Here is a 24,124-nt window from a genome sequence, read left to right on the forward strand (position 1 = left end):
AAAGCCCGCAGCGACGGCGGGCTTTTTTTGCGGTCAGCCACTCAGATGGGGCGGCTGCCGTACTTGTTGTCCGGCTTTTTGGGCGGGTCGGCGACCACGTTGGCCTCGACTTCCTGCACCTTGCCACCGCGCGAAAGGAATTCTTCCATCGCCTTGGCCAGTGCATCACGCTCTTTCTGCTTGGCTTCCATGCTCGGCAGTTCGTCTACCGAAACAGCCGCCTTGGACTTGCCCTTGGCAGCGGGTGCCGGGCTGCTGTCGTCATCGCCCGCATCTTCGGCGACATCGTCAGCTGCCGCTTCGAGGCCTTCATCAACCTCGTCTTCATCGCCTACTTCGAGGTCGTCGTTTTCCAGATCGTCGTCGCTCATGTTCTACCTCATGACTTGCGAAAGCAGGTTAGTTATAGACCAGTGCAGCCGTAGACCGGCAGCCACCAGTGAAAATTCAACTGGCCGTGGGTTAGGCCACTGCCCTTGGGTCGGCGCTCCTGATGGGAGGCGGCACCCAGCAGGCCCTGCTCCTGGCAGGACCTGACAAATCCATCTAGCCCCTGCTGGCCACACGCTATTGGCAAGCCTAGCAAAGGCTGGCGAAGTGTGTGGACTACACGTCAAACACCCTTCGGCGCGCATTCTAGCGCGCCCGTGGAAAAAGCAAAGCTCCATAAACGCCCTGCGACTTGTAAGTTTTTTACCTACGTCGCGAACGTGCCGGATAAACCGTTTGCCAAGCGCGAAATGCTGAAAATCTGGCAAAAAAATGCCCGGCAAGCCGGGCAAGTTTTTACCGCGTCGCAGTTACAGGTTGTAGCCGCGTTCGTTGTGCTGAGCCAGGTCGAGGCCGACCGACTCTTCTTCTTCGTTGACCCGCAGGCCCATTACCAGATCCAGCACCTTGAGGATCACGTAAGTGACGATGGCGGTGTAGACCACGGTGAAGATCACGCCTTTGGCCTGGATCCAGACCTGCATGCCAATGTCGGTGACGGTGCCGAAGCCGCCCAGCGCCGGCGCTGCGAACACACCGGTAAGGATTGCCCCGATGATGCCGCCGACACCATGTACACCGAAGGCATCCAGCGAATCGTCATAGCCGAGCCTGCGCTTGAGGGTGGTGGCGCAGAAGTAGCAGATCACACCCGAAGCCAGGCCGATCACCAAGGCGCCCATCGGCCCCACGGTGCCTGCAGCCGGGGTGATGGCAACCAGGCCGGCAACCACACCCGAAGCGATGCCCAGGGCGCTGGGTTTACCGTGACCAATCCACTCGGCGAACATCCAGCCCAGCGCAGCAGCAGCGGTGGCGATCTGGGTGACCAGCATGGCCATGCCAGCGGTGCCGTTGGCGGCGGCGGCGGAGCCTGCGTTGAAGCCGAACCAGCCGATCCACAGCATGGCCGCGCCCATCAGGGTGTAGCCCAGGTTGTGCGGGGCCATCGGGGTGGTCGGGTAGCCCTTGCGCTTACCCAGCACCAGGCAGCAGACCAGGCCTGCGATACCGGCGTTGATGTGCACCACGGTGCCGCCAGCGAAGTCCAGTACGCCCCAGTCCCACATCAGTGCACCGTCACCGCTCCACACCATGTGGGCGATCGGCGCATACACCAGGGTGAACCAGATGCCCATGAACACCAGCATCGCAGAGAACTTCATGCGCTCGGCGAAGGCACCCACGATCAGTGCCGGGGTGATGATGGCGAAGGTCATCTGGAAGGTGATGAATACCGCCTCAGGGAAGAGTGCAGTGGCCGACGTCAGGTTCTCGGGCGTGACGCCGCTGAGGAAGGCCTTGGAGAAGCCGCCGACGAAGGAGTTGAAGTTGAGCACGCCCTTTTCCATACCGGTGGTATCGAAGGCCATGCTGTAGCCGTAAACGACCCAGAGAATGCTCATCAGGCCGGTGATTGCAAAGCATTGCATCATCACCGACAGCACGTTCTTGGAACGCACCATGCCGCCATAGAACAGGGCCAGGCCCGGGATAGTCATGAACAGCACCAGCGCCGTTGCGGTCAACATCCAGGCGGTGTCGCCGGAGTTCAGCGCTGGGGCGGCTTCCTCGGCCAAGGCAAGCCCGGGCATTACGAGGGACAATAGGGCTCCTAGCCCTGCGATCTTACGCAGAGTCATGTTGTTTTCTCCTGGGGCGTTGGGTTTGGTGAGGCGTTGTTGCTGCTTAGATCGCGTCGGTATCGGTTTCGCCGGTACGGATGCGGATCGCCTGCTCCAGATTCACCACGAAAATCTTGCCGTCACCGATCTTGCCGGTGTTGGCTGCCTTGGTGATGGCTTCGATTACCCGATCAAGGTCCTTGTCATCGATGGCAACATCGATCTTCACCTTGGGCAGAAAATCGACCACATATTCAGCACCGCGATACAGCTCGGTGTGGCCCTTCTGCCGGCCGAAGCCTTTGACTTCAGTAACAGTGATGCCCTGCACGCCGATTTCCGACAGCGACTCGCGCACGTCGTCCAGCTTGAACGGCTTGATGATGGCTGTGACTAGCTTCATGAAACTCTCTCCCGATTTGGTGGACTTGCCCCAGGAAAACAAACCCGTCTCAAGTCTAAGCGCAGCGGTTGGCTTTGTAACGCGTCGTCGGCATCCGGCTCCGCGTGCGCACTGCTTGGTCACAAGGAACTGCATCAGTGCATGGCTCGTACAGGTCTTTGCAGAAACCTTGCCAGTTCCGGCAAATCACCGGAAAACAGCGAGTTATGCGAAAGGGTCGGGATTGGCCAGTCGCCAGCATGGGAAACATGCACAGTTTCGGTGCGCACCGGCAGGGCGCATTGCGCGAAAAACGTGCACCCAAACGTCCGATTTGTGCGTGCTACACTGCCGGCCATTCTCAGTTTCAGTGGACTGCCCCATGCTTGCGCCCAAAGCCCTTCTCGATGCCCTGAGCGACCAGGCCTCGCGCCTGTTCAGCAGCGATACCGCCCAGCCCCGTGCAGAACTGGAAAGCCAGTTCAAGGTGCTGATGCAAGGTGCCTTCAGCAAGCTGGACCTGGTCAGCCGTGACGAATTCGACAGCCAGATGGTTGTGCTGGCGCGCACCCGTGCTCGCCTGGAGGCTTTGGAAAAACAAGTAGCCGAGCTGGAAGCACGGCTGAACCCGACCCCACAGGATAAGTGAATGCAGCCCTCCAGCGCATACCCGGTACTGCTGTTTTCCTACGGCACGCTGCAGGACAAGGCCGTGCAACGGGCCAACTTCGGCCGTGAGCTGAGCGGCCAGGCCGACCGCATGCCGGGCTACCGACAGGACTGGGTCGAGATCACCGACCCGGCTGTGCTGGCGGCTAGCGGCAAGTCCCATCACCCCATCGTTTCCCCCAGCAGCCAGGCCGACGACAGCGTGGCCGGCACGGTCTTCCAGATCAGCGAAGAAGAGCTGGCGGCGGCGGACCGCTATGAAGTTGCCGACTACAAGCGCGTCGCCGTCACGCTCGCGTCGGGCCTGACTGCCTGGGTTTATGTGCGCGCCTGAATCCCTCTGGCGCGGGTTGTTACACGGAGCGTTCCCCATGAAAGTCAGCGCACGCAATGTTTTTGAAGGCAAAGTCACCAACGTTCAGCCCGGCGCGGTCAATGCCGAAGTCGAGCTGACCCTGGGTGGCGGCGAAAAGCTGGTAGCGGTGGTCACCATGGCCAGCCTGCATAACCTCAGCATCAACGTCGGCAAAGACGCCGTGGCGCTGGTCAAGGCGCCGTGGGTGGTACTGCTGACCGACGCCGCCGGCTACAAGCTATCGGCCCGTAACGCACTGGAAGGCGAAGTGGTGCGGGTGGGTGATGGTGCAGTGAATGCCGAAGTGGTGCTGAAGCTGGCCGGCGGCACCGAGGTGTTTGCCATCGTGACCCGCGAAGCCGTGCAGGAGCTGGGCCTGGCACCGGGTGTGAAGGCCACTGCGCTGATCAAGGCCTCGCACATCATCCTCGGCGCCAAGCCCTGAGGGTATCAGGCCGACGCCCGTAGCCGGCCCGGCTCGGATACTGCCTGTTTCGGCGGCAACTCGCTGGCGTGCAAGGTGCCGCGAAACAGGGTCGCACCACACTGGGTAACCAGGGTCTTCACCCGGTTGTGCGAGTTGAGGATCTCGGCCTGGATGTTTTCGATGGCTGAATCCCCAGGCTGCAAGGCAGCCGCACGGTTGGCCCATTCGATGGCAGCAAAACGGCTCTGCTTGCGAGTGCCGCGCCCCTGCATCCAGGCCAGCCCCAGTTCGGCGCTGGCCCGTCCGGCAACCCACGGGTCCGGGTGCTCGACCAGGCTCGACAGGTAGGCGACGGCCTCGGCCCGTTCCTGGACTTCGCCAAACTGGCGCAACAGGATACCCAGGTGCAAGCGCGCACGCGCATTGGTGTGCGGATTACCCAGCGCATCGACCAGCAGGCGCCTGACAGCCAGCATGGCACTTCGCTCACTCAGGTCCTCATCACCCTCCATACGCAGGCAGGCGAGGTTGTACTTGGCCTGCCTGCTGCCCGCCTCTACCGCACGCTGCAGCCAATACTCAGCCGTCTCGTCGTCCAGATAGTGCGCCGGGGTGTTGCCCAGGCCGCCGCTGTGCAGCTCGTACAGGCCAAGGGCAGCACCCGGCAAGCTCAGCTCCGCAAAGCGCTGGTACAGGTAACAAGCCACCTCGTGCCGGTTGGCAGCCCACAGCAGCCGCGCCACAGCGAGCACATCGAAGCCTGGCGCATGGCCCGCGCGCTGGCGGGTCACCGCCACCTGTGACCAGAGCCTTGCCTGCTCGGCCGAACGCGGCAGCCCCCACAGGCCGAAGCGATGCCCGGCAGCGCGCATTGCACAAGCGCCAGCATGCGAGCGGCCTTCACACAGGCGCTCGATGGCGGTGCGCAACAGCTGATGCTCATCTGCCATGCCATCACACAGTATCAGCCCGACAAAACAGCGAAATGGCTCGCCCATCGCAGGGATGGCGCCATGACTGGCGTTGCATGCCAAGCTCGCGGCGAAATCACGCATACCGCCTGCATGGTCTTGCAAGGCACTGCTGCGCAGCGCGCCTCGCCAGGCCAGCACGACGGCGCTTTCCCTGGGCCTTAGCGGGCGTTGCAGCCAGCTATCGAACAGTTGCTGCCAATCCGCGACGGCCTGCAACTGCTCGGCATGTGGCAGCTTCAGCCGTTCTTCGACGGCCATCCAGCGCAACGCATTGCGCAGCGCTTCGTCCCACCCATCGCACAACGGCCCATTGGCCAACAGGTCCAGCGCATCAAAACTGGCCCCCCAACGGGGCAACAGGTAAACGGCCAGCGCCTGGATCGCTTCGAAACAACCAGGGCGGGCCACCAGCGCATGGCGCAACCAGTAATAGCGTGGTGCTTCGTTTTCGTGATCGGCCCGCCTGCTCAGGCACGCCGGTAATGCTTGGGGCAGCTCGGCCAAGGGCAACAGCCCGTACTTCACGAGCAAGGGGGCTGCGGCTTCCTGCGCTTCCACATCGGCATGGGCACTGGGCCTGTACCGCGCAGGCTGCCCCTGAAACAGTTCGATCAACCAGCCAGGTTCGCGCAGTTGCGCACTGACACGCAGCATGCCAATGGCCGCTGCCACGGGTTGTGCAGAGCGGTCCATTGCACGCAACAGGTGCGCGGTCGCGGTTTCACAAATTTGCTCGACGGCCAGCAAGCGGGCAGCGTTGCGTTGGCCACCATCCTGCACCTGGCAGGCCCGGTGGAAACAGTGCATGCCCATTACCACTTGCGGGTGGTAAGCCTTGGGGCAGGCATCAATCCAGGCTTTGAGCACTTGGCTCAGGGCCCTGTCACCCTGGTTTTCCAGGTCCACCAGCATGTGCCCTTCGATGGCCGCCAGGTAGGCCGGGAACTCGCCGGGCGCGGCTTGGCGCCATTGCGCCTCAAGGCTGTCGAAACACCGGGTGAGTTCAATGAATGAATTGGCCTGCACCAGTTCGCGAATCACCTGGCGCGTTTGGGCGAGCGTTTGCACGGCGCAATACCTCAAGTCCATTTGAAAGAAGACGCGGTGCCATCCCATGGCAACGGCATTTGCCCAACAACACTAAGCCATACCACCCACCTGCGCAAAGATTATTGGATCCATTTTTTGCCGATTTTAAAGAAAACACAGGGAAAAAACCTGCTCTGCAAAACCACGACGCACACTTGTTGCGCCTGTCGTGGCCACCATCGCTATCCTTGACCCAGCCGCAGGAAGCGGCCCTTTTCAGCGACAACGGAGCGTCCATGTCACTAGCCCTCGTCCACAGCCGCGCCCAGGTGGGTGTGCAGGCACCCGCGGTCAGCGTCGAAACCCACCTGGCCAACGGCCTGCCCCATCTCACTCTGGTCGGCCTGCCAGAAACCACGGTCAAGGAAAGCAAGGACCGGGTACGCAGCGCCATCGTCAACTCCGGGCTTAGCTACCCGCAGCGGCGCATTACCCAGAACCTCGCCCCCGCCGACCTGCCCAAGGATGGCGGGCACAGGTGAGTAGGTGGTATGGACAGTGCACACTGCTGTTGTCACCCTATGGACAAGAAGCGTGACCAGCATCCGGCTGGGCGAGGATAAGGGAGCGTCGAATGGCGCGACAGGAGTACATCGATTTTGTGCCAGCAAGCGCATCAATCGAGAACGGAAGTTTGGTTTGGAAAACTCTACAGCACCAAAGACCTATTGAGTCACTACCGCAATTATTCTGGGGCGACGGCTCACCTTGGCGTGAAGCGAACCTGTGGCTGATGCTCCAAGGAACAAGTGCTCAAAAAGATATCCAGACGCTGAAGTCAAAGAGTTCAGCGATCCATGGTTATATGAAATGGCTGGAAATCGCTGGTACCGACTGGCGAGACTTCCCTGCTCGAGAGAGTGAAAGGTGCTTGGTTAAATTCCGAGGCCACCTTGTCAGAGCTAGAAAATCCGGCGATCTGGCACCTTCCACAGCTTCGCAGCGCATGCGAGTGGTCATTCAGTTTTATCGCTGGCTGCGCGCTAATGGAGCCTTATCTCCAGAATGGCCCATGTGGCGCGATAGCTATGTGAACATCAAATACAGCAATGCTTACGGGCTAGAGCGTACAGTCACAGTTAACACAACCAGTTTATCTATTCCGAACCGATCTCCAGCAGGAGAGAAACTGGAAGACGGTTTATATCCGGTGTCAGAGGCAGACAGAGCCAAAATACTCGATGCTGCGAAAGAACATTGCACTCATGAGCTATGGCTAATGCTAATGTGCGGCTTTTTCACCGGCATGAGAGTTCAAACCATAACTGATCTAAAAATATCAACCTTAATAAATGCAGTTCCGGATCCCGCTTCTGATGAACTGTACCGATTAGCTGTGGGACCTGGTGCGAGCCCGCCCGTAGCTACAAAAGGTGGAGTTACAGGCCACGTCTTCATTCCAAAAGTCCTATTGGATGAATTACTAACCTATTGCTATGATCCGGAGAGGTTAAAACGCGAGGCCAAGGCAAGGATTGAAAATAAGGACCATGTCTTCTTAACGAAAAACGGCAACCTTTACGCTGAAAGGAACAAAGATAGGTCACCAGCATTAAACACAGCGATGTCAGCCTTCCGAAGGATTGGCAAAAGCTCTGGCATAAGCGCATTGCATAAGTTTAAGTTCCACCAGACACGATGCACGTTTGCAACCGACTTAGCACGACTCGCCATCAAAGCAGGCGGCGCAATCCACGCCATTGCCATCGTAAAAGATGCACTGTTACACGCTGACGAGAAGACAACGCTCAAGTACATTAAATTTGTTGAAAAGTCGCCTATCAAGGCGTCCATTGCGAACGAATTTACCCGAGCTTTCTTTAACTCCACGATCAAAGCAATCGAATGAGCAGTCAGGATCTTACCTTTCGGGAAAATGTCGAGTACGGCCGTCTCGAAACGCCATGGAGTTTAAACTCCTTGCTTTATGAAGGCGTGAGCGCCCTTCCCATGAATGAGTCGGCTCAATTCATATTAAACAACCAGCTTCCTCGACCCTCAAAAAAAAGAGTCGCTTTGGCTTCAATTTTCTATGAAACGCTTAAAGCTGATTTGGCCTCAGGCAAGAGCCAGAATACGGTGAAAAATCTAACTCAGAAACTCAGGGCATTCTATGCCTGGGGCGACAAACACAATCAAGAGATGACGGTCAACAACATCGAAAGGGCATTTATCAACTGGTGTGACTGGAACCTAGAGAAAACACGTACTTCAGTTGAAAAAAAGACGGACCCTTTCAATCGGGTAGTAGGAGTTGGCGGCATTATAGATCGAGCCCTAAACCGCCATCAGAAAATCATGACGCTGACTCGTCTTCGTCATCAGAAAGCAAAAAGTAACTGGAACCGTAAAAGTGACAGAATAAACTTTAGTAAGCTTTTCGAGTTTGGAAGTGCTTTGCTGGACATTTGCACTTCCTTAGACGAAGACACAGTATATGGTGACCTGCCAGCGATTGTGAAGTTTAGATCGGGACAACGAATTGAGCTATGGAGCGGACTCTACAGCCCTGAAAAACTAAAGCATGAAAGCATGCGGGATAGGCAAGCAATTAAGATCCGCAACGCCTACATAGCAGAAAAGTCATGGAGGACCAGATTTCCTTTGATGAATTTGAGAATAGAAGCCGAGATACTCACATTCATCGCACAAACCCAGATGAATCTTGCTCAAGTTATGACTATGCCAGCTGGAAAGTTTGCCTATCAGAGCTTTACCGGCGGATATCATGTAAGCAGAGTCTACAAAGAGCGGAAATCCGGCGAAACTGAATTTGATATATACAGCGAATACAGAACCCACTTCGATAATTATTTGAAGTGGCGTGATGCATTATATCCTAATAACGACCTTCTCTTCCCGCTCCGGTCGCACTTTGGAAGGCGGCAATCTGCTCAATACAATTTCCAATCTGTAAAAAGAATAATGTCAAAACTTGACATTGAAGTCATCCTGCCTAGAGAGCTGAGGCTCTGCAAGGTTAATTGGCTTTTAAGAAAAACAAATGATCCCCTGTTAACATCAGAGATGGCTCAACATACTGAGCTAACGCTTCTAACATCTTATGAGCGGCCCAATCATCAAACTGCACTTGCCGAAATAAGCAGGTTTCATCAGAAGACCGATCCCGCGTTTGCTGCCCCAGGGCCCGTGATCTGCGTAAAGGTTGCCCCCGAAGCTACAGAGGCGTCGCCCAAGGAAGCCCCAAAGCCCGATTGCACCAACCCCGCGGGCTGCCTGTTCTGTATCCACCAAAGAGACATTGCTGAGTTTGATCATGTTTGGTCTCTAATGAGCTACCGATATCTGAAATCCTTGGAGCTGGCAGTTCACCGTCCGAACAAGCTAACTAAAAACGACCATCCAGCCTTCCTAGCAGTAAACGCAATTACTACAAAACTCGAGGCATTTGAGAGTGATGAGCAGTTCCTTCCGTGGATAGCTGAATCCGCGACTCGCGTTCAGGAAGGCGTTTACCACCCAAAGTGGGACGGCTTTATTAAGCTAGCAGAAATGAGAATATAGAGCATGCAATTCAATGCGCAACATTTCGCTCTTGGAATTGATGCAGATTTCGTAGGGCCGGAATCGGAAAACTTTAGGCCTAAGACATGGCCACCTGCGCCTGATTTTCCTGTGGTGATTGATCATACTGGCAAAATTATAAGCCAATATAGTGATCAAATTTGGGATTTATCACCTTGGGCCGGGCGACGGCTCATCATGAATTTCGGTATTATTTCCAGAATCAACACAAACACCTCAGCTGCATGTGCTGAAATGGCACGACTCATCTGCGCTTGGTGGCTCTGGGGACCAAGAGCCGTCAATACGCCTGGTACGCTGAGTCATAGATTTGTTCAGATGATGCCATTATTCAAACTGTGCGCCACGAATGACGTTGAAGTCTCTGGGCTATACCGACACCCAGCTGTTGTTGACGAACTGCCTATGGCATTCTCGCCATCGCATGCGGAAGGCGCGTTAGTATTGTTGCACATTCTCTACGAATATAGACATGCGTTCGGGCATACCATTTTGGATCAAGAGGGGCTGCGTCGACTTTCGAATAGCATTAGTCGCCATGAGCGATCGCAGACTGCATATATTCCTCCTAGGATCTGGCTGTACCAGGTAAATAGGCTTAAAGAATTTTTGGACGACTACTTGGCATGTGCCGAGCGAATCGCAGACTGCTACAAGGAATGTATTTCTTTATACGAGAAAAGATTTGGCTCACTCGACGCACTCTATAGCAAACAGGGTAAGCGTGATACGGAGGAGTACGGATTCTCTAGAAACTTTGGTTCATTCTCAAGCTATGCGACCAAGCACGCCGTTCTGGAAACTATTCTCAAGTGGACTCGTGGAGAAGGCTCTACAAAAGACAAATTGACTATCGCATCGCTAAGCAATTACATGACCCTTGCGTCTCGTGTTGGGGTTGCGTACCTGTTAAACTTCTCTTTGATGCGGATAGATGAAGCCTGGAAATTAAGAGTAGGATGCTTAGAAGTCGAGAATGACCCTCAGTTTGGCCCTATCTTCACACTTGGGGGCATTACAACCAAGACTATCAATGATGCCGATGCCCGCTGGGTGACTTCACCCTCGACACAATCTGCAGTTACTGTACTTGCTCACGTTGCACGTCTGAAAATGAGCACGGCGAGTAAAAGATCATCCCTTTTAATTCCTCAAGATCAAGTCGAAAAGCCCTGGCACCACCTCAGGCAATATGAGCCTTGGATGCGCACAAACTCCAAGGGGGATGACTTCAATACAAGACCAACTTACCCTAGCTACATATCTATTCTAAAAACTAATCCTGCACTATTCGACATCAAGAAACTTACTATAACCGAGTCGGACTTGGAGTATGCGCGACTTCTCACACCTTCTTTGGATGATTCTTTCCGCGTCGGGAAAGTTTGGCCGCTGGCCTGGCATCAGCTACGCCGTACAGGAGCTGTAAACATGCAGGCTTCGGGGCTTGTTTCTGACCCATCAGTTCAGTACCAGCTCAAGCATGCTACACGTTCTATGAGTCTTTATTACGGCAGAGGGTATTCGAGGGTAAATCTAGATCCAATAGCTTACGCAACGTACATAAAAACTATGTACGAAGTATTGAGTAAAGAAATCACCCGGCTGATGACTCCGCGGTTCGTAAGCCCATACGGGGAGGCCAGAAAACAAAAAATGCTTAACATTGTATCAAGTAGCGATGCGAAAAAGCTCAACATCTCAGCAAAAAAAGGATTGGTTAGTTGGAGGGAAACCCTCGCTGGCGGCTGCGTAAAGCGAGGGCATTGCTCGTTAGGAGGTGTGGATACTCTTATTCATTGCGGCGGTGGGCATGGCAAAGGAGCATGCACTGACGCACTATTCGACAGAGAAAGATTGCCAGAACTCATTGAGCTTCAGGCACTCATTGAGGATCGTATGGATGTTGCGCCACCCCAATCTCCATATCATGAGTCACTGAGTCTGCAGCATAAATCTGTCAGCAATATTTTGACTACTCTTGAAGAGGCCATACTGTGAGTAAAGCGGAACAGGGCTTTAGAGAAGCTTTTGAACGACTGAAAAGAGGACAACCACTTCGCGTACCGCAAGGATTACCTTTATCACAAAATCTCGTAGCGAAAGAGGCAGGTAACGATCCTTCCGCGCTCAAAAAAGCGCGATTTCCTAGCCTCGTTGCGGAGATTCAGCATTGGGTTAATAACAATGCACCGCAAAAGGAGGAGTCGAATCGGCAAGCAGCAAAGAAAAAGCGTCAGCAGAACAGGTCCTATCGGGAACGAATTGAGGAACTTAAAGTACAACGTGACAGCCTTGCTTCATTATTACTTGAAGCAGACGCCAAGATCCTCGAGTTGACGCAAGAGCTCGCGAATTTGCGAGCTTCACCGTTGCCCCAAAATGTCACAAGGCTTCGATAAGCCATAGACAAAATCGAAGTTTTTTTGGTTTTTTTTGCAGATAGCTATGGACACATTCACACAGCCTGAAAGCCCCGGTTTGAGCGTCATGATGGATATGTCCATACCCTGAACACATGCCGGTGCACCGCCGCTATGACTTGGCCATTGCCCTGGGTATCCTCGCCGCAGATGGCCAGGTGCCGACTGCCACCCTGGCCGATATGGAATGCCTGGGCGAACTGGCGCTTTCGGGGAAATTGCGCCCTGTCCAGGGCGTGCTACCTGCGGCCCTGGCGGCACGCGAAGCAGGCCGGGCGCTGGTGGTGCCACGGGAAAATGCCGAGGAAGCCAGCCTGGCAGGCGGGCTGGTGGTGTATGCGGTGGGCCACCTGCTGGAGTTGGTCGCCCACCTGAACGGCCAGGTGCCATTGCCGCCGTACGCGGCCAATGGCTTGATCCTGAATCAACGTCCCTACCCTGACCTGAGCGAGGTGCAGGGCCAACTGGCGGCCAAGCGCGCGTTGATGCTGGCGGCGGCTGGGGCGCACAACCTGCTGTTCACCGGGCCACCCGGCACCGGCAAGACCTTGCTCGCCAGCCGCCTGCCGGGGCTGCTGCCACCGCTGGACGAGCACGAGGCGCTCGAGGTGGCTGCCATTCAGTCGGTCAGCGGGCATACACCTCTGAGCAGTTGGCCGCAGCGACCGTTTCGCCATCCCCACCACTCCGCATCCGGCCCGGCACTGGTTGGAGGCAGCAGCCGGCCGCAACCGGGCGAAATCACCCTCGCCCACCATGGCGTGCTGTTTCTCGATGAACTGCCAGAGTTCGAGCGGCGTGTGCTGGAGGTGCTGCGCGAGCCGCTGGAGTCGGGCGAGATCGTGATTGCCCGGGCACGCGACAAAGTGCGCTTTCCGGCGCGCTTTCAGCTGGTGGCGGCGATGAACCCATGCCCTTGCGGCTACCTGGGCGACCCTACTGGCCGCTGCCGCTGCAGCACCGAGCAGATCGCGCGGTACCGCAACAAGCTATCAGGGCCGCTGCTGGACCGCATCGACCTGCACCTGACCGTGGCTCGCGAAAGCACCACGCTGAACAATCAGCCCTGTGGTGAAGCCAGTGCCGATGTGGCAGCCAGGGTAGCGCAGGCGCGGGAGGTACAGCAGCGCCGCCAAGGGTGCGTGAATGCGTTTCTCGACCTCGACGGGTTGCGTCGCCATTGCGGATTGACGGCGGCGGACCAAGCTTGGCTGGAAGGGGCCTGCGAACGGTTGACCTTGTCGTTGCGGGCAGCGCACCGGTTGTTGAAAGTGGCGCGGACACTGGCGGACCTCGAGGGTTGTGAGGCAATCGGCCGGCCACATCTGGCCGAGGCCCTGCAGTACCGGCCGGGGAGCAGTTAAATTGCCCTGGCTGCAAAGCGGCCCTGGAAATTTCAGCCCCAGCAGCAGAACCTGCGTTTGACAGCGCCCTGCGGCAACTGTCCTTCTTTTACGGGACAATGTTTCTCCCGGACAGCTGATTGTCTGCCCCCCCTCCACCCCTCAAAATCGTCGGCCAAACTGTTCAAATGCTGCCCCGGCAGCTCATGGAGTAAGAGCCAATGCCACACGAAGGCAGCCTTCTGCAAACCGCGGTGATCTTTCTGCTCGCGGCCGTCGTCGCCGTCCCCCTGGCCAAGCGCCTGCAACTGGGTGCCGTGCTCGGCTACCTGCTGGCCGGTGTAGCCATCGGCCCGCAGGCACTTGGCCTGATCCGCGACACCGAAAGCGTGGCGCACATTTCCGAGCTGGGCGTGGTCCTGCTGCTGTTCATCATTGGCCTGGAGCTGTCGCCCAAGCGCCTGTGGCTGATGCGCAAGTCGGTGTTCGGCGTGGGTACCGCGCAGGTGCTGCTGACCGGCGCGCTGCTCGGTGCCATTGCCCTGTTCGGCTTCAGCCAGACGCTGCCGGCAGCCATCGTCCTCGGCCTGGGCCTGGCGCTGTCGTCCACCGCCCTTGGCCTGCAAAGCCTGGCCGAGAGCAAGCAGCTCAACGCCCCGCACGGCCGCCTGGCGTTCGCCATCCTGCTGTTTCAGGACATCGCTGCGATCCCGCTGATTGCCCTGGTACCGCTACTGGCCGCCAGTGGGCCGGACGCCAGCCACGGCGATAGCCTGCAACACGGCCTGAAGGTATTTGCCAGCATCGCCGTGGTGATCATCGGTGGTCGCTATCTGTTGCGCCCGGTGTTCCGCACCGTGGCCCGCACCGGCCTGCCGGAAGTGTCTACTGCCACCGCACTGCTGGTAGTGATCGGCACCGCCTGGCTGATGGAAGAAGCGGGTATATCCATGGCCCTGGGCGCCTTCCTCGCCGGCCTGCTGCTGGCCGACTCGGAATACCGCCACGAGCTGGAATCGCAGATCGAGCCGTTCAAGGGCCTGCTGCTGGGTTTGTTTTTCATCAGCGTGGGCATGGGCGCCAACCTTCGCCTGCTGCTGGACATGCCGCTGGTGGTGCTGGGCCTGACCCTGCTGCTGGTGGCAGTAAAGCTGGTGCTGCTGATCGGCGTCGGGCGCCTGGTCGGTGGCCTGAACAGCGCCAGCGCCCTGCGCCTGGGCATGGTACTGGCGGCCGGTGGCGAGTTCGCCTTCGTGGTCTTCAAGCTGGGCAAGGACCAAGGCCTGTTCGACACCCAGACCTACGACCTGCTGCTGATGACCATTACCCTGTCGATGGCCATCACCCCGCTGCTGATGCTGGGCTGCGCCCGCGCCCTCAAACGCCCGCAACCGGCGCGTGAAGTGCCCGAGCAGTACAAGCAGATCCAGACGGATACGCCGCGGGTGGTGATCGTCGGCATGGGCCGCATGGGCCAGATCGTCGCGCGCATCCTGCGGGCGCAGAAGATCCCGTTCATTGCCCTGGAAACCTCGGTGGACGCCATCGAGATGACCCGCATGTTCGAACAGGTGCCGGTGTTCTACGGCGACCCGCTGCGCCCCGAGGTGCTGCACGCCGCCAAGGTGGGTCAAGCGGAGTACTTCATCATCACCATCGATGACCCAGAAGCCGCCATTCATACCGCTGAACGGGTAAAACGCCTGTACCCGCACCTGAAGGTGCTGGCCCGGGCACGTAACCGCCAGCATGTGCACAAGTTGGTGGATGCAGGCGCCGAGCCGATTCGCGAGACGTTCTACTCCAGCCTGGAAATGACCCGCCGCGCGCTGGTGGGGTTGGGCTTGAGCGATGAACAGGCGGCGGACCGTATCGCACGGTTTACCCAGCATGACGAAGAAGTGCTGGTGGCCCAGGGGCAGGTACGCGATGACCGGGCCAAGGTGATGCAGACGGCCAAGGAGGCGCGGGTGGAGCTGGAGCGGTTGTTTGATTCGGATGCGGTTTGAGTAGTCAGGCGAACACCAACCGCTCTATTTGAGGATGCTCACGCTGAGCGGCTTGCCAAAGATCGTAAGCTGCCTGTTCGGCAAGGTATTGCCGGGCAGGCCCAAGGCCTGCCAGCTCAAGCCGATAAGCAAGATCGGCAGAAATGGCGGCGCGCCCATTGAGTACCGTGGACAACTGCCCCCGCGAATAGCCGAGGTGGCGAGCTAACTCAGAAACGTTCATGCCAATTGCGGGCAACACATCTTCTCGCAAAGACTCCCCAGGATGGGGAGGATCGAACATAGGCATGACTCAAGCTCCTAGTGATAATCCAGATAGTCAACAAGCTCCACATCGGTACCCACGAAGCGGAACACCACTCGCCAGTTACCCGAGACATTTACTGCCCAATAGCTTTCCAGCTTTCCGTGCAGAGGATGAAGACGGTAACCCGGCCGGTTCATGTCTGCTGCGGTTTGTGCAACTTCAAGAGAAGCCAGTAAACGCCGCAAGCGATTCACATGATCTGCACGCACTCCAGACGTGTCACGATGCTGATGGAGCAGCCTCAGGCCTTTGTGCCTGAAACTTCTTATCACCGATGGTTGAGTGTAAGGTCATGCCTTACACTTTTCAAGCTAGCGTTGGCGCTGCGCATGGAGTCACTCCTGAAAAATTTCCGGGTGCTCAGTTTGCTCTCGGCGTGCCCGTTTAGCGCCGTTATGCCTTCCGCTCTTTCGTGTAGGAGATTTCCGAGAAAGGTTTATAGCGTGGGGCCACGTCGTGCCCACCCCCTCCTGCGTGAACAGATGACACAGGCAAAAGCCTGTTCCGGAGCAACCTGAATGCGCTCGAAACGGCAGAAGGTTGCTTGAGTCGTTGCGGAAAGGGATTGAGCCACAGTCCATGAATTGATGCTGCCTGTACCGCCCTCTTCGCGGGTGAACCCGCTCCCACAGGATCACCACTGGTTCTGAAACTGTGCAGTACCTGTGGGAGCGGGCGTGCCCGCGAAGAGGCCGGTACAGCAAACAAAAAAAGCCGGCTCCCTGCAGAGGGAGCCGGCCTTTGTGCGTACTGCTACTGGTTTGCTTACTTACCCGCAGTCAGCGCGTTATAGCTGGTCATCAAATTGCGATAATCCGGAATGTGGTTGGAGCACAGCGCAGCCAGCCCTTCGACATCGTTGCGCCAGTCGCGGTGCAGCTCGCAGGCCACGCCGAACCAAGTCATCAGCTGCGCACCGGCCTGAAGGTTATGAATCTTTCAGCAATCCGGTGTGTTTCGCGTTGATGGGCACAGATTAAAATCATCACCTTTGCTGCACTAGACTGCGAAAACCGCCCTTAGCGTTCCGTTTGGAGAACGATCATTGGAAGACCTCAACTCCCTCTACTACTTCACCCAAGTCGTGGAGCACGGCGGCTTCGCCCCGGCCGGGCGGGCGCTGGACATGCCCAAGTCGAAACTCAGCCGGCGCATCGCCGACCTTGAAGACCGCCTGGGCGTGCGCCTGCTGCACCGCACCAGCCGGCACTGCTCGCTGACCGAGATCGGCCAGGCCTACTACAACCGTTGCCTGGCCATGCGCGTGGAGGCCGAGGGCGCGGCGGAAATCATCGAACGCAACCGCAGCGAGCCGCGCGGGCTGGTGCGCATCAGTTGCCCGACCACCCTGCTCAACTCCTGGGTCGGGCCGATGCTGACCCGCTACATGCTCAAGTACCCGCAGGTGGAGTTGTTCATCGAAAGTACCAACCGCCGTGTCGACCTGCTGCACGAGGGCTTCGACATCGCCCTGCGCGTGCGCTTTCCGCCGCTGGAGAACACCGACATGGTGATGAAGGTGCTGAGCAACAGCACCCAGTGCCTGGTCGGCCAGCCGCACTACCTGGCGCAACTGCCCAAAGGGTTTGACCCGCAGCTGCTGGGCACGCTACCCAGCGTGCATTGGGGCAGTGCCCAGCGCGAGTACCAGTGGGAACTGTTCCAGGGTGAGGACAACAGCCGCAGCATCGTCATCCCGCACACACCGCGCATGGTGACCGATGACCTGTTTGCACTGCGCCATTTCGTGGTGGCCGGGGTGGGGATCGCGCACTTGCCGAGGGTGGCGGTTCGCGAGGACCTGGCTTCGGGGCGCTTGGTGGAATTGCTGCCTGAGTGGCACCCGCGTTGCGGCATCGTGCATGCGATCTTCCCGTCGCGGCGGGGGTTACTGCCGTCGGTGCGGGCGCTGATCGATCATCTGGCTGAGGAATTTGCGATCAGCGACATGGCGTGAGTCGGTGGCTGTCAGTCACGGCCCTTTCGCGGGACAAGCCCGCTCCCACAAGTTACCCCACTGCCCTCGGGATGGGTGGTGAACCTGTGGGAGCGGGCTTGTCCGGCGAAGCGGCCGTCATTTATCCAGGCAAAGCAGCTCAGAAAGCAAAGCAGGAACAACCCAGCGAACCCCAGAAGCCCTGGAAGTCACTCACCGGGACACTCGAATGCCGTGCCTTCTCATGGCTGTGCGCATGCACCCCGCATGGCCCGCTGCACTGGTGCACGGCGGCTACCAAAGATGGCGTACCCACGCGCCAGTGCCCCGGCACCTTGGCCACCGGCGACCACTCCGGCAGTACCGGCACCTGCGCAGGGCCAAGCTTGTCGAACTCGCCAGCGCCGTACACCACCTTGCCATCGACGATGGTCAGCACCGACTCGATGCCCTTGATCGCCTCTTCCTCAACACTGAAAAAGTCCAGCGACAGCGCCGCCAGGTCTGCCAGCTGGCCCACCTTGATCTGGCCCTTCTTGCCCTGCTCGCTGGAGAACCACGCGCTGCCTTGGGTGAACAGTTGCAGCGCGGTGTCGCGGTCCAGGCCTTCCGGGTACAACTCCATGCCGCCGACGGTCTTGCCGCTGACCAGCCAGTACAGCGAGGTCCACGGGTTGTAGCTGGACACGCGGGTGGCATCGGTGCCGGCCCCCACAGGCACGCCCATGTCGAGCATGCGCTTGATGGGCGGGGTCTGCTCGGCAGCCTTGGCGCCGTAGCGGTCGACGAAGTACTCACCCTGGAAGGCCATGCGGTCCTGGACGGCGATACCACCGCCCAAGGCGCGCACGCGCTCGATGTTCTGTGGGGTGATGGTTTCGGCGTGGTCGAAGAACCACGGCAGGCCGTTGAACGGGATGTCGCGGTTGACCTTCTCGAACACGTCGAGCATGCGCGTGATCGATTCGTTGTAGGTGGCGTGCAGGCGGAACGGCCAGCGCTGCTCGACCAAGTGCCGCACCACCGGTTCCAGCTCCTCTTCCATGGTCTGTGGCAGGTCCGGGCGTGGCTCGAGGAAGTCCTCGAAGTCGGCGGCGGAGAACACCAGCATTTCGCCGGCGCCGTTATGGCGCAGGAAGTCGGTGCCGCTGTGCAGCTTGACGCTGGAGGTCCACTTCTTGAAGTCGTCCAGCTCTTCCTTGGGCTTCTGGGTAAACAGGTTATAGGCGATGCGCACGGTCAGCTGGTTATTGTCGGCCAGCTCCTGGATAACCGAATAGTCGTCGGGGAAGTTCTGGTAGCCGCCGCCGGCGTCAATGGCACTGGTCAGGCCCAGGCGGTTCAGTTCACGCATGAACTGGCGCGTCGAGTTGACCTGATACTCCAGCGGCAGCTTCGGCCCTTTGGCCAAGGTAGCGTAGAGAATCATCGCGTTCGGGCGGGCGATCAGCATGCCGGTCGGGTTGCCGAACTTGTCGCGCTGGATTTCGCCACCCGGCGGGTTCGGGGTGGCCTTGTCGTAGCCGACCGCCTTGAGCGCAGCGCGGTTGAGCAGCGCGCGGTCATACAGGTGCAACAGGAACACCGGGGTGTCGGGCGCAGCCTGGTTGATCTCCTCAAGGGTGGGCATGCGTTTTTCGGCAAACTGGAATTCGTTCCAGCCGCCCACCACGCGTACCCACTGCGGGGTGGGCGTGCGCGCAGCCTGGTCCTTGAGCATGCGCAGGGCATCGGCCACCGACGGCACGCCTTCCCAGCGCAGCTCCAGGTTGTAGTTCAGGCCACCGCGGATCAGGTGCAGGTGCGAGTCGTTCAGGCCGGGGATGACCGTGCGCTGCTTGAGGTCGATGATCTGCGTGGTAGTGCCCTTGTGGGCCATGGCCTCGGCATCGTTGCCCACGGCGATGAAGCGCCCATCCTTGATCGCGACAGCAGTCGCGGTAGGTTTTTCGCGGTCAACGGTGTGCAGTTTGCCATTGAACAGAATCAGGTCAGCGGTCATGGAACCTCCTTGGATGGATGCGTGAGCGGAACCGGCCTGGCCGGCGAAGGGCAATGCGGACCAGAGCGCGCCGGCCGCACCGAGCACGGTGCTGGTAGCGAGGAACTGGCGACGGGTCTTGTCGTTGCGGTCCTGGGACATAGGCTTCTCCGACTGGGGCCGGCAGGGCGACTGCGAAGCATGCCGGTTGACGCAAGGTCAGGGCTTGGCTGGATGTGCGGTGGGTTGAAGAAGGTTAGCCGTGTTCAAACCTTTTGCTGCCCGCGCAGCCAGTTGGCGCAGCGGCGGGTTACCCAAGGCATGATGTAGAACACCACGGGCAGGATGACGAACAGGTTGACGATCAGGTTGCCGGTGATCGGGCCGCCCAGCTGCGGGAAGCGTGCGAACAGCGGCGCTAGCAGCTGCGGAATGATCATGGTCATGGGGCAGATCACCAGGTAGGTCAGCAACGCCTGCTTCCAGCGTGGCGGTTGGGCCGGCGTGGAGTTCGTCGGGCTAGCGAGAACCTGGTGTTGCAGGCATACGGTCACCACTTCGCGGTTGTGTTGGAGTGCGGTGTTCATCGGCGTTCCTTGAGATGAGCGTGCCCGCATTCACTGTGCAACGGCGAACGGGCGGTGGATTGGATGGGTGTGCTGCCCTTGGCGGGCACCGACTGGCGGTGCCCGGGGCGGTCGGCTTACTTGCCGGCGTTGAAGGCGTTGTAGCTGGTCATCAGGTTGCGGTAGTCCGGGATGTGGTTGGAGCACAGCGCGGCCAGGCCTTCGACGTCGTTGCGCCAGTCGCGGTGCAGCTCACACGCCACGCCGAACCAGGTCATCAGTTGCGCACCGGCCTGGCTCATGCGGTTGTGGGCGGCGTCGCGGGTCATGGCGTTGAAGGTGCCGGAGGCGTCGGTCACCACGAACACATCGAACTCTTCTTCCAGGGCCGCCAGGGCCGGGAAAGCCACACACACTTCTGTCACGACGCCGGCGATGATCAGCTGCTTCTTACCGGTGGCCTTTACCGCCCTGACGAAATCTTCGTTGTCCCAGGCGTTGATCTGGCCTGGGCGGGCGATGTACGGGGCGTCCGGGAACAGGGCTTTCAGCTCTGGCACCAGCGGGCCGTTGGGGCCTTGCTCGAAGCTGGTGGTGAGGATGGTCGGCAGGTTGAAGAACTTGGCCAGGTCAGCCAGCGCCAGCACATTGTTCTTGAACGCGTCTGGTTCGATGTCGCGGACCAGGGACAGCAGGCCAGCCTGGTGATCGACCAGCAGTACGGCGGCGTCGTCTTTGTTCAGGCGGTTGTATTTGAAGTTGGTCATGGTCGTTGCTCCTAAGGGTTTCTGTTTTCAGTAAGTTGGGTGTTTTGCGTTGATGGGAGAAGATTAAAACCATCACCTTTGTAGCGGTAGATAGTGGTTTTTGGCTTTAGCGTTCTGTTTTAGGAACGATAGATTGGCGTTTTATTTGCTGGCCTCTTCGCGGGTAAACCCGCTCCCACAGGGATCGCGCATCCTGCAAGTCATGCGCAGTCCCTGTGGGAGCGGGTTTACCCGCGAAGAGGCCGGTGCAGGCCCCATTGCCTGCAGCAGCAACCTGCTCTATTACTACCCACAGCCCTACCCTCACCCCCGAGACCACCATGCTGGCGTTCATCCAGTCCTTCCCGTTGTTGCTCGGTACTGCCCTGATCTTGCTCGACCTCATGCTCTGGCAAGTCATCCCCATGCAGCGCCGTGCCTGGCGCATTGGCACGCGGCTGGTGATATTCCTGCTATTCAGCTCGGTGCTGGTGGCTGCCGGCATGAGCCCGCTGCAACCGCCACCCTGGCCCGACGATGTCTCGCGCAACCTCATGGCCACGGTACTGGCCATCGGCTGGTGGCTGTTTGGCGCGCGCACGGTCACGGTGGTGTTCGGCCAGCTGCTGGTCGCCCGTGGCAGCCATGGCGGCCGGTTGCTGCAGGATGTGCTGGGGGCTTTGATCTTTCTGGCCGCCGTCGTGGCTGCCGCGGGCTATGTGATGCAGCTGCCGGTGAAGGGCTTGCTGGCCACGTCCGGGGTGATGGCCATCGTCATCGGTCTGGCGCTGCAGAGCACCCTGGCCGACGTATTCAGCGGCATCGTGCTGAACACCACGCGGCCCTATCAGATTGGCGATTCAATCTCCATCGACGGTACCGAAGGCAAGGTGCTGGACATCGACTGGCGCGCCACGCGCTTGCTGACCGGCAGCGGCAGCCTGGCGGTGATCCCCAACTCGGTCGCGGCCAAGGCGCGGCTGCTCAACCACAGCCGCCCGGCCGATGTGCATGGGGTGTCGATCAGCGTGGTGGTGCCGGCCAAGGTGCGGCCCAAGCGGGTATTCGATGCGCTGGAAAAGGCCCTGCAGGGCGTCAGTGCCATTCTTGCGACCCCAAAGCCGAAGGTGACGGTGAAGGCCTCGACGCTGGAGTCCGTGGAGTACGAGGCCAGCGGCTTCGTGGCCGACGCGGGCACCAAGGGCGACGCACGCAATCAGCTGTTCGACCTTGCCCACCGGCACCTGGAGGCCAGCGGGGTGATGTGGAACGTGGACCTGGCCCTGCCGCCGCGCAGCCGCCAGCGCGAGGTGCTGGACGAAGTGCGGGTGTTCCGCTCGCTAAGCGATGAGGAGCGCGACGCGCTGAGCCAGCGCATGACGGCGGTGGAGTACCTGGCGGACCAGGTGATACTGGGGGTTGGCGAGCTTTCCGAGCATTTGCTGGTGATTGGCAGCGGTGTGGTTTCGGCGTCGGTGCGCGAGGGCGACAAGCGGATCGAAGCCGGGCGCATGGGGCCGGGAGAGGTGCTGGGAATCGAGGGCATCATTGATGAGGATGACTCGTTCGCCGAGTTCCGCACGCTGACCAGTTGCGTGCTGTACCGCATCGAAAAGGAACAGGTGAAGAGCTGTTTGCAGCAGCGTGGCGAAGTGCAGACGGCGTTGAGCAAGTTGCAGCGGTTCCGGCGGCAGAGCCGGGAATCGTTGTTGCTGCAGAAGCCGGCCCTGATCAAGAAAGGCGGCTTCCTCAGCTGGCTGCACAAGTAAGCCTGCGCCGGCCTCTTCGCGGGCATGCCCGCTCCCACAGTGCCCGCGCAATTCCGGAATGCTGCGCGGTCCCTGTGGGAGCGGGTTTACCCGCGAAGGGGCCAGTTGTTACAACACAACCCTCAGGCACTGCCCCGCGTGGTACAGCGAGAAGCCGGATTCGTAGAACGCAGTCCGCAGCGAAGGCGCACTCACGCCGCTCATGGGCGAGAACGGAATCGGCAGGCTGTCCGCGTCACCCTTGAGCAGAAACTCGGCAAAGGCACGGCCGATCACGGTACCTGTGGTGTTGCCCCGCCCGTTGTAACCCGTAACCGCCACCAACCCCGGCGCAGGCTCGAACAGGCGCATCAGGTGGTCGGGGGTAAAGTCGATACAGCCGGTCCAGTGCATTTCCCACTCGACCTTGCCCAGCTCCGGGTAGTAGTGGCTCTGGATACGGTCCGCCCAGCTGCGCACAAACCACGACGGCTTGTTGTCGACCCGGCCCAGGCTGCCGAGCAGCAGGCGGCCCTGATCGTCGCGGCGGATGCTGCTGAGCACGGTACGGGTGTCCCACGAGCCTTGGCCGTGTGGCAGCACTTTATCGGCTGCGGCGCCCTGCAGCGGCTTGGACGCCACCTGATAGTAGTAACCGCGGAAGAACTGCTTTTGCAGGTTGCTCCAGTCGCCTTCGGTGTAGGCGCCCGTGGAAATCACAACCTTGTCGGCGCGCACCGAGCCACGCGCAGTCTTCACCCGCCAGCCATCGCCATCACGCTCCAGGCCTTCAACCGAAGACTGCTGGAACAGCTTGCCACCCAGGCGCGCCACGGCAGCCGCCAGGCCCTGGGTGTAACCCATGGGGTTGATGGTGCCGGCGCGGCGGTCGAGCAGCGCGGCGGAAATCTTGTTGGTACCGCAGTATTCCTGGCATTGGGCGCCGGTCAGCAGCTCCACGTCGGCACCGCGGCGGCGCCATTGTTCGTGGCGGGCTTCGAGGTCGGCAATGCCGGTGGCGTTGTGCGCCATGTGCAGCGTGCCTTTGTGCTGGGCCTGACAGTCGATGCCCAGACGCTCGATCATGGCGAACACTTCGCCAGGGGCTTCGCCGAGCACCTTGTTCAGGCGGCTGCCCTGCTTCTGGCCGAGGGTGGCCTCGACGTCGTCGGGGCGGATCCAGGTGCCGGCGTTGACCAGGCCGACGTTGCGCCCGGAACCACCGTGGCCAATCTTCCAGGCCTCCAGCAGGATCACCGACTTGCCCTGTTCGAGCAGATGGATGGCCGCCGACAGGCCGGTAATGCCGCCGCCGATCACGCAGACATCAGCCTTGTGCTCACCGGCCAGGGCCTGGGCGGCAACGGTCGGTTTGCTGACGTGTTCCCACAAGCATTGTTGACGCAGTTCGGACATGGCCCGGCTCCAGCAGTGTTGTTCTTATAGCGTTGGGGCGGCGCTGCCGCCCATTCGCGGGACAAGCCCGCTCCCACAATGATCAGTGCCACC

General features: G+C 59.4%; 20 protein-coding genes and 3 pseudogenes. 12 read left to right on the forward strand and 11 right to left on the reverse strand.

Annotated features, from left to right (window positions below; translation table 11 throughout):
• Positions 1–41 precede the first annotated feature (41 nt).
• The 3 genes from sutA to glnK form a co-directional block, all read right to left on the reverse strand.
• Positions 42–371 (reverse strand): dormancy-specific transcriptional regulator SutA, encoded by a 330-nt coding sequence (sutA, locus tag OZ911_RS27950; protein WP_016489774.1) that lies wholly within the window; start codon positions 369–371, stop codon positions 42–44.
• 429 nt (positions 372–800) lie between these two features.
• A complete protein-coding gene (locus OZ911_RS27955; RefSeq protein WP_016489775.1) occupies positions 801–2,132 on the reverse strand; it encodes an ammonium transporter in 1,332 nt (443 codons plus the stop codon).
• Positions 2,133–2,178: 46 nt separating this feature from the next.
• Entirely contained in the window at positions 2,179–2,517 is a 339-nt protein-coding gene (glnK, locus tag OZ911_RS27960) for a P-II family nitrogen regulator (RefSeq protein WP_002555808.1), read from the reverse strand.
• A 361-nt stretch (positions 2,518–2,878) separates the two neighbouring features.
• On the opposite strand from glnK, the gene OZ911_RS27965 reads away from it, so the two are divergent.
• Genes OZ911_RS27965 through OZ911_RS27975 form a run of 3 tightly spaced genes read left to right on the forward strand, consistent with a single transcriptional unit; the run spans position 2,879 to position 3,965 of the window.
• Positions 2,879–3,145 (forward strand): accessory factor UbiK family protein, encoded by a 267-nt coding sequence (locus OZ911_RS27965; protein WP_031311712.1) that lies wholly within the window; start codon positions 2,879–2,881, stop codon positions 3,143–3,145.
• Positions 3,146–3,499: a gamma-glutamylcyclotransferase family protein gene (locus OZ911_RS27970; RefSeq protein WP_016489776.1), complete on the forward strand. Its 354-nt coding sequence runs from the start codon at positions 3,146–3,148 to the stop codon at positions 3,497–3,499.
• Between the two features lie 37 nt (positions 3,500–3,536).
• Positions 3,537–3,965, forward strand: coding sequence for a TOBE domain-containing protein (locus tag OZ911_RS27975; RefSeq protein ID WP_016489777.1), 429 nt, complete (start codon positions 3,537–3,539; stop codon positions 3,963–3,965).
• Positions 3,966–3,970: 5 nt separating this feature from the next.
• Here OZ911_RS27975 and OZ911_RS27980 read toward each other — a convergent pair whose 3' ends face one another.
• Positions 3,971–5,989, reverse strand: coding sequence for a DUF4034 domain-containing protein (locus OZ911_RS27980; protein WP_023047194.1), 2,019 nt, complete (start codon positions 5,987–5,989; stop codon positions 3,971–3,973).
• Between the two features lie 257 nt (positions 5,990–6,246).
• Here OZ911_RS27980 and OZ911_RS27985 point away from each other — a divergent pair.
• The 7 genes and pseudogenes from OZ911_RS27985 to OZ911_RS28015 form a co-directional block, all read left to right on the forward strand.
• A pseudogene (locus OZ911_RS27985) lies at positions 6,247–6,483 on the forward strand (magnesium chelatase domain-containing protein); the annotation flags it as partial.
• Between the two features lie 101 nt (positions 6,484–6,584).
• Positions 6,585–7,859 carry a tyrosine-type recombinase/integrase gene (locus OZ911_RS27990; protein WP_225521684.1) on the forward strand — a complete coding sequence of 425 codons (1,275 nt, stop codon included), beginning with the start codon at positions 6,585–6,587 and terminating at the stop codon, positions 7,857–7,859.
• 71 nt (positions 7,860–7,930) lie between these two features.
• Positions 7,931–9,535 carry a site-specific integrase gene (locus tag OZ911_RS27995; RefSeq protein WP_225521683.1) on the forward strand — a complete coding sequence of 535 codons (1,605 nt, stop codon included), beginning with the start codon at positions 7,931–7,933 and terminating at the stop codon, positions 9,533–9,535.
• 3 nt (positions 9,536–9,538) lie between these two features.
• Positions 9,539–11,557, forward strand: a complete 2,019-nt coding sequence (locus tag OZ911_RS28000; RefSeq protein WP_225521682.1) for a hypothetical protein — start codon at positions 9,539–9,541, stop codon at positions 11,555–11,557.
• Positions 11,554–11,958: a hypothetical protein gene (locus tag OZ911_RS28005; RefSeq protein ID WP_225521681.1), complete on the forward strand. Its 405-nt coding sequence runs from the start codon at positions 11,554–11,556 to the stop codon at positions 11,956–11,958. The genes OZ911_RS28000 and OZ911_RS28005 overlap by 4 nt, the downstream gene beginning before the upstream one ends.
• A 131-nt stretch (positions 11,959–12,089) precedes the next feature.
• A pseudogene (locus tag OZ911_RS28010) lies at positions 12,090–13,343 on the forward strand (YifB family Mg chelatase-like AAA ATPase); the annotation flags it as partial.
• Between the two features lie 200 nt (positions 13,344–13,543).
• The gene (locus tag OZ911_RS28015) at positions 13,544–15,331 is read left to right on the forward strand and encodes a monovalent cation:proton antiporter-2 (CPA2) family protein (protein WP_023047193.1); all 1,788 of its coding nucleotides are present in this window, start codon (positions 13,544–13,546) and stop codon (positions 15,329–15,331) included.
• A gap of 4 nt (positions 15,332–15,335) precedes the next feature.
• Here the strand turns inward: OZ911_RS28015 and OZ911_RS28020 are convergent, their stop codons facing one another.
• From OZ911_RS28020 to OZ911_RS28030, 3 genes and pseudogenes are all read right to left on the reverse strand, one after another.
• On the reverse strand, positions 15,336–15,620 hold the full coding sequence (locus OZ911_RS28020; RefSeq protein WP_024717670.1) for a HigA family addiction module antitoxin: 285 nt from the start codon (positions 15,618–15,620) through the stop codon (positions 15,336–15,338).
• An 11-nt stretch (positions 15,621–15,631) separates the two neighbouring features.
• Positions 15,632–15,910, reverse strand: coding sequence for a type II toxin-antitoxin system RelE/ParE family toxin (locus tag OZ911_RS28025; RefSeq protein ID WP_080642829.1), 279 nt, complete (start codon positions 15,908–15,910; stop codon positions 15,632–15,634).
• A gap of 493 nt (positions 15,911–16,403) precedes the next feature.
• Positions 16,404–16,562, reverse strand: a pseudogene (locus OZ911_RS28030) (hydrolase); the annotation flags it as partial.
• A gap of 121 nt (positions 16,563–16,683) precedes the next feature.
• Here OZ911_RS28030 and OZ911_RS28035 point away from each other — a divergent pair.
• Entirely contained in the window at positions 16,684–17,595 is a 912-nt protein-coding gene (locus OZ911_RS28035; protein WP_016489788.1) for a LysR substrate-binding domain-containing protein, read from the forward strand.
• A 139-nt stretch (positions 17,596–17,734) separates the two neighbouring features.
• On the opposite strand, the gene OZ911_RS28040 is transcribed toward OZ911_RS28035, so the two are convergent.
• The 3 genes from OZ911_RS28040 to ycaC form a co-directional block, all read right to left on the reverse strand.
• Positions 17,735–19,576 carry an amidohydrolase gene (locus OZ911_RS28040; protein ID WP_161775552.1) on the reverse strand — a complete coding sequence of 614 codons (1,842 nt, stop codon included), beginning with the start codon at positions 19,574–19,576 and terminating at the stop codon, positions 17,735–17,737.
• 245 nt (positions 19,577–19,821) lie between these two features.
• The gene (locus OZ911_RS28045) at positions 19,822–20,142 is read right to left on the reverse strand and encodes a putative antibiotic biosynthesis monooxygenase (RefSeq protein ID WP_016489790.1); all 321 of its coding nucleotides are present in this window, start codon (positions 20,140–20,142) and stop codon (positions 19,822–19,824) included.
• A 116-nt stretch (positions 20,143–20,258) separates the two neighbouring features.
• The gene (gene ycaC / locus OZ911_RS28050; protein ID WP_016489791.1) at positions 20,259–20,888 is read right to left on the reverse strand and encodes an isochorismate family cysteine hydrolase YcaC; all 630 of its coding nucleotides are present in this window, start codon (positions 20,886–20,888) and stop codon (positions 20,259–20,261) included.
• A 320-nt stretch (positions 20,889–21,208) separates the two neighbouring features.
• Between ycaC and OZ911_RS28055 the strand changes: the two genes are divergently transcribed.
• On the forward strand, positions 21,209–22,636 hold the full coding sequence (locus OZ911_RS28055) for a mechanosensitive ion channel family protein (protein ID WP_016489792.1): 1,428 nt from the start codon (positions 21,209–21,211) through the stop codon (positions 22,634–22,636).
• A gap of 108 nt (positions 22,637–22,744) precedes the next feature.
• Here OZ911_RS28055 and amaA read toward each other — a convergent pair whose 3' ends face one another.
• Positions 22,745–24,031: an L-pipecolate oxidase gene (gene amaA, locus OZ911_RS28060; protein ID WP_023047191.1), complete on the reverse strand. Its 1,287-nt coding sequence runs from the start codon at positions 24,029–24,031 to the stop codon at positions 22,745–22,747.
• Between the last annotated feature and the right edge of the window lie 93 nt (positions 24,032–24,124).

Origin of the sequence: Pseudomonas fortuita (assembly GCF_026898135.2) — a bacterium.
Taxonomy (GTDB): Bacteria; Pseudomonadota; Gammaproteobacteria; order Pseudomonadales; family Pseudomonadaceae; genus Aquipseudomonas; species Aquipseudomonas fortuita.

Bases quoted from the DNA above. Each gene is read 5' to 3' on its own strand.
- OZ911_RS28045 (WP_016489790.1), bottom strand. From the start codon at position 20,142: ATGAACACCGCACTCCAACACAACCGCGAAGTGGTGACCGTATGCCTG.
- ycaC (WP_016489791.1), bottom strand. From the start codon at position 20,888: ATGACCAACTTCAAATACAACCGCCTGAACAAAGACGACGCCGCCGTA.
- OZ911_RS27975 (WP_016489777.1), top strand. From the start codon at position 3,537: ATGAAAGTCAGCGCACGCAATGTTTTTGAAGGCAAAGTCACCAACGTT.
- OZ911_RS27990 (WP_225521684.1), top strand. From the start codon at position 6,585: ATGGCGCGACAGGAGTACATCGATTTTGTGCCAGCAAGCGCATCAATC.
- OZ911_RS28055 (WP_016489792.1), top strand. From the start codon at position 21,209: ATGCTGGCGTTCATCCAGTCCTTCCCGTTGTTGCTCGGTACTGCCCTG.
- OZ911_RS27955 (WP_016489775.1), bottom strand. From the start codon at position 2,132: ATGACTCTGCGTAAGATCGCAGGGCTAGGAGCCCTATTGTCCCTCGTA.
- OZ911_RS28000 (WP_225521682.1), top strand. From the start codon at position 9,539: ATGCAATTCAATGCGCAACATTTCGCTCTTGGAATTGATGCAGATTTC.
- OZ911_RS28040 (WP_161775552.1), bottom strand. From the start codon at position 19,576: ATGACCGCTGACCTGATTCTGTTCAATGGCAAACTGCACACCGTTGAC.
- OZ911_RS27970 (WP_016489776.1), top strand. From the start codon at position 3,146: ATGCAGCCCTCCAGCGCATACCCGGTACTGCTGTTTTCCTACGGCACG.
- OZ911_RS28015 (WP_023047193.1), top strand. From the start codon at position 13,544: ATGCCACACGAAGGCAGCCTTCTGCAAACCGCGGTGATCTTTCTGCTC.
- OZ911_RS27965 (WP_031311712.1), top strand. From the start codon at position 2,879: ATGCTTGCGCCCAAAGCCCTTCTCGATGCCCTGAGCGACCAGGCCTCG.
- amaA (WP_023047191.1), bottom strand. From the start codon at position 24,031: ATGTCCGAACTGCGTCAACAATGCTTGTGGGAACACGTCAGCAAACCG.
- OZ911_RS28020 (WP_024717670.1), bottom strand. From the start codon at position 15,620: ATGCCTATGTTCGATCCTCCCCATCCTGGGGAGTCTTTGCGAGAAGAT.
- sutA (WP_016489774.1), bottom strand. From the start codon at position 371: ATGAGCGACGACGATCTGGAAAACGACGACCTCGAAGTAGGCGATGAA.
- glnK (WP_002555808.1), bottom strand. From the start codon at position 2,517: ATGAAGCTAGTCACAGCCATCATCAAGCCGTTCAAGCTGGACGACGTG.